The following is a 5,140-nucleotide window of genomic DNA, read 5'->3' as shown; positions in this document are numbered from 1 at the left end:
GACAAGATCGATTCCGCTTCCGAAGCAAGAGTGGCCGAGCTTGTCGCCTCGGTGACGCTCGCGTTGGACAATCTTGAAACGCGGCCGGCCTACGTGCGCGTTCAGGAAGCAGCCCCCGCGGCTGCCGGCGGTGGCGGCGGATACGGGGCCTATTTTGGATCCATTCCGGACTTTGAAGAAATTCCGAACGGAGTGCGCTTTGCCGATGTTCGCCCCGGCAGCCCCGCCGATAAGGCGGGATTAAAGGCCGGCGACATCTTGATTGAATTTGATGGTCAACCCGTCAAGAACCTTTACGACTTCACCTACGGCCTGCGCCGGCACAAAGTGGGCGATCTGGTCCACGTCAAGGTGCTGCGCGGCAATCAGACCATCGCCGCCGATGTGACGCTGGCCCAACGCAAGTAGCGCCGGCATCTCCGATTTCTGGAGTCCGGTGGACTCCGTCGGAGTCCAAAAACCGGACCCTGCCGGCATGATCTGCGATTCCTCTTGAAATGGCCGCCGGGACGGCGGCGCTACACTAGAGATTGATGCGGATGCGAACGTCCACGGCCCGGCACATTTGCGGGTCGGGAGAAGCGAAAAAGGGATTGATGTCCACCTCGACGATTTCCGGAAATTCGGCGACGAGCTGGGAGAGGCGCTCGAGGGATTCGCGCAGGATGCCGAAGGCCACCGGCGGTTGGGCCCGGACGCCTTCGAGCAAGGCATGGCCGCGAATCTGGCGGATCATCTCGTCGGCATCGGCGTCGGTGATGGGAACCATGCGGAACACAACGTCGCGCAACGTCTCCACAAAAATACCTCCCAGGCCAAACATCAGCACCGGACCGTAATGCGGATCCGCGGTCACGCCGAGAATGGTTTCTCGCCCCGCAGAGTGCGGGGCGAGCCCGCCGGGCACCATCGCCTGCACAATGACTCGGCCCTCCCCGCCCGGCGGGGCCAACTTGTGGTGAGCTTGCCGAACCATGCCCGCGTAGGCGCGGGTGACTTGTTCGGCGGTCGCGAGCCCCAGCGCCACGCCGCCCGCCTCGGTCTTGTGAACGACATCTCCGGAAGCGATCTTCAGCGCCACCGGAAGACCGATTTCGGCGGCTGCCTTCTCGGCTGCCTCGGCGGAATGACAAACCTTGTAGCGGGCAAGAGGGATGCCACAAGCTTCCGCCACCGCGAAGGCTTCATCAAGGTGAAGTTGAGCCCGGCCGGCCGCCCGCACTCGCTCGAAGACGGTGGCCACCCGTTCCCGGTTCAGGTGGAAGTGGCGTACCTGGCCGAGGGGCTTGGCGCGCCAATGGCGGTAGCGCTCGAGCGCGGCCAGGCCGCGGGCGGCTGCTTCCGGGAAGGGATACATCGGCATGTGGTCGGGCATGGCCTGGCGCAGCTCGGCGCGAAATTCTTCCGGCGCCATAAACACGCCGACCATGGGCTTGGCGTAGCGTCGGCGAACGCTTTCCACCGCTCGGGCCACATCCATGGCGTGCACCATCAGCGGCGGCACAAACACGACGACCAGCGAGTCCACGCCCGGGTCGCGAAGAAGCAAGTCGCTGGCGTACTCGTACATCGGGGCATCGCCGGCCGGCAACATGTCCACTGGATTTATCACCGCCGCCTCGGCGGGGAGGCGTTGCTTGAGTCGCCGCGTCGTTTCCGGCAGAAGGGAGGCCATCTTCAGCCCATGGCCGACGAGCGCGTCGGTGGCCAGGATCGCCGGGCCGCCCGCGTTCGTCAGCACGGCGACGCGGTTCCCTTCCGGCAAGGGATTTTTGGCAAAGGCAATCCCCAGGTCAAAAAGTTCTTCCACCGACCCAGCGCGAATCACACCGCACTGATCGAGCATGGCATCAATCAAGACGTCGGTGCCGGCCAGGGCGCCGGTGTGAGAAACGGCGGCGCGGGCCCCGGCTACCGTCCGGCCCGATTTCACCACCAGGATGGGCTTCTGCTTGGTCAGCGCCCGGGTAATCTGCACAAACTTCCGCGGGTTGCCGAAGGATTCCAGGTACATCAAGATCAAGTTGGTGCGGGGGTCCTCGGCCCAATACTCGAGAAAATCGTTGCCGGAGGTGTCGGTCTTGTTCCCCATGCTGATGAAATAGGAAAGGCCGAGATTCACCTCGCGGGCAAGATTCAAAATGACAACCCCCAGGGCGCCCGATTGCGAAACGAAGGCCGCGTTGCCGTCGAGCGGAAAAGTCGGGGAAAAGGTAGCGTCCAGGCGGCAATCCGGGTCGGTATTGATCACGCCCATGCAATTCGGGCCGACCATGCGCATGCCATAGATGCCCAATTTTTGCTTAAGCTCGGCTTCGAGCTTCGCTCCCTCCGGGCCGGTCTCTTTGAAACCGGCGGTGATCACCACCAGTCCTTTGACGCCCTTCCTGCCGCAGTCGTCCACCGCCTCCAGCACAGCATCACGCGGCACCACCAGGATCGCCAGATCCACCGGCTCAGGGATCGCCGCCACCGAGGAATAGCATTTCATCGAGTGCAGAACTTGAGCCTTCGGATTGACCGGGTAGATCAGGCCGGTGAAACCGTATTCGATCAAATTGTGCAAGATCTGGTAGCTCAAAGAGTTTTGCCGAGCCGAGGCGCCAACTACCGCCACCGACTTCGGCCGGAGAATGGCATCCAAAGGGGAACTCATGTTCAAAGCATCCTGGGGGCACTTTCCACCCGCGCCTTCTCCCGAGCCGCCCATGTAGCCGCCCACCGGAGCGCCCGGCCGGAAAACTCTGAGAAGTCACTGGGGCAAAGAATGGTCTGGAATCCAGGCATACTTTTACCTGCCGGGGTCTCCCGCCCTGTTGCTGGCGGGTCAGCCCGGCCTTTGGGGATGGTTGCGCCGGCGATCTGTTCGGCCCGCCGTGGCAGGCTCAGGGCGAGGGCGGCGCGTCGGAGCCCGGCCCGTTCCGGTGCGCCGGGACCGTTGTTGAAGATAGATGGCCCGGCAGCCCGGCGAGCAAAAGAACAAAGTGGTTCCACCCTCAGCGAGACGCAAGGCCCGCGAAGGGTCCACTTGCATTCCACAGGTAGCGCATCGAGTCATTTCTTCGACTCCTTTTCCGGGCCCGGCGGCAGAGCGGGGTCGTCCCCGCTTGTGGTGATCGCGGCTTCTTTTTTGGACTCTTCCGATTCGGGCTCTCCAGAAGGCCGGAGCAGCGGCGACATAGCCGGCTTTTCGAGTTTCGCTTCTTGTGGTGAGCGCGGCCGAACCATTCGAGTTTCGATTTTCGGCTCACCAGGAGGATAGCCCGCTGGCCGGAGATGCCTCATGTGGTCGAGAGAGACCTTTCCATGCCACCAGCTCCACTCCATGGGATACACTTCCGGGTCAAACATGACCGTATAGAGATGCCAGACGATGACCGCCAGCGTGGCCAGAATAGCTTCGTAGTAGTGCACGAGCGTTGCGATGTCTGTTCCGATTTTTCCGAAGTGGCGCAGAGCGAAATCCTCAAACCAGAGCAGAAATCCGGTTAGCGTCATCACCAGCGAGCCCCACATGTAGGCCCAGTATTCCGCCTTCTCGCCATAAGTGAATTTTCCGAATTGGGGCCGGCGGTTACTCCAGCCAAGATTGTAGCCGATGGCGCGCAGGAGATCGCGTACGTCGGTATAGCGGACTCCGATGCCCTGCAGACAACGCCGGGCCCGCCGCGAGAAAGCCACGTGCACGAAGTGATAGCCAAGGCCCGCCAGCAAGATGACCGCCGCCACGCGATGGATGGTGCCTCGCAGGGCAAATTGGCTCTCCCATTTGAGCAGCGGCTCAGCCCAAAAGCTGTTGGGAAATTTCAAGGCGAACCCCGTAACGGCCAGCACCGGAAAGCTGATCATGGTCAGCCAGTGGGCGATCCGGAAATGGAGGTTCATCCGCTCGACGGTTTCCCCGTTCACGTGACGCGTAAAACCGCGGGCCATCTTGGCGAAAAAGTCCAGCCCGTTGTGCAACACCATGCCGCCAATGGTGAAGACAATGAGAAAAATGTAAATCCTTCGAATCCAATAAACCCAGGGGTTGTCTGTCGAGGCGGGAAGCACGTGGACCGGGCCGGCAACGAAGCGCGTGCCCGCGTCGGCATGGCATTTTCCGCAGGTGAAGGCGAGATTGGCCTTGCTCACCGAGGAGCGCGGGTCGGTGGACGGCAGGATGTTGTGAACCCCATGGCAGCTCGCGCAGTTGGCTACCGTCAGCGCCCCGGAGCGGGACGCCAGGCCATGATAGCTATCGGCATAGCTCGGCAGACGATCTAGAGGAAAGCCGAATTTCCTGGACAGGCGCTCGTCGCCATGGCACCGGCCACAGGTGGCAAAGGAAAGACGCGCCGCAGAAATGGCTGCGTCGGGTTGGTCGGGGCCGAGGATGTCGTGCTCGCCGTGACAATCGGTGCATACGGGAGCGTCGCGAAGGCCGGCGGCAACCGCTCGGCCATGCACGCTCCCCTTGTACTCAGCAAATATTCTGGTGTGACACGCACCACACGTCGCCGGCACATTTCCCCAATAAATTTTCGCGGCGGGGTTGCCGGCAGCCAGGATGAGGTGATTGCCGTGGCAATCGGAGCAGATGGCCGCCTGCGTCTTTCCTTGGCGCATCGCGCGAGCGTGCACGCTCAACTCATAGGCCTCGAGAGGACGGGCGATAGGAATGTGATAGCGTGCCACCAGTGCCGGATTGCTATGACACCCGCCGCAGGTTAATGGAAGTTTTTGCCGGGACACGCCTGAGTTGGGATCAGTCGCAGCAAGCGCGGTGTGCGTCGGACCATGACAGCTCTGGCACCGAGCGGCTTCGCCGTTTCCCCTGGCGGCGGAACGGCCGTGGACACCTGCCTTATAGTCTTTCACTTCCTGAGTGTGACAGGCAGCGCAGAGGGCTGTACCAACCGATTCGGGACGCCGAACGGCATGTGTTCCATGACAGGCGACACAACTGGCTGACTGCTCGCCCAGAACACCGTGCACACCGCGCCGGATTTCGTCCGGTTTTCCGGCGTGGCAACGGGCACAGTTGACTGGCGCGAGCTTCGGTTTGTGCGGCATTCCCCGGGCGTCCATGTGGCAGGACTGGCAGCTCAATCTGCCATGGACGCTCCCCAGCAGCGCGCGCTGATCTACGTACAGAGAT

General features: G+C 62.2%; 3 protein-coding genes. 1 reads left to right on the top strand and 2 read right to left on the bottom strand.

Features of this window, described 5'->3' with window-relative positions; translation table 11 throughout:
- A partial coding sequence (locus tag VIH17_11850) for a PDZ domain-containing protein (GenBank protein HEY4683923.1) occupies positions 1-408 on the top strand: 408 nt, incomplete at its 5' end.
- A gap of 115 nt (positions 409-523) precedes the next feature.
- Here VIH17_11850 and VIH17_11845 read toward each other — a convergent pair.
- Positions 524-2,656 (bottom strand): acetate--CoA ligase family protein, encoded by a 2,133-nt coding sequence (locus tag VIH17_11845; GenBank protein HEY4683922.1) that lies wholly within the window; start codon positions 2,654-2,656, stop codon positions 524-526.
- 398 nt (positions 2,657-3,054) lie between these two features.
- Positions 3,055-5,140, bottom strand: a 2,086-nt coding sequence (locus tag VIH17_11840; GenBank protein ID HEY4683921.1) for a cytochrome b/b6 domain-containing protein, incomplete at its 5' end; no start/stop codon positions are given.

The organism is Candidatus Acidiferrales bacterium (genome assembly GCA_036514995.1).
Taxonomy (GTDB): Bacteria; Acidobacteriota; Terriglobia; order Acidiferrales; family DATBWB01; genus DATBWB01.
The sequence above is the reverse complement of the archived record's forward strand: the minus strand, read 5'-3'. Positions and strand labels throughout refer to the sequence as shown.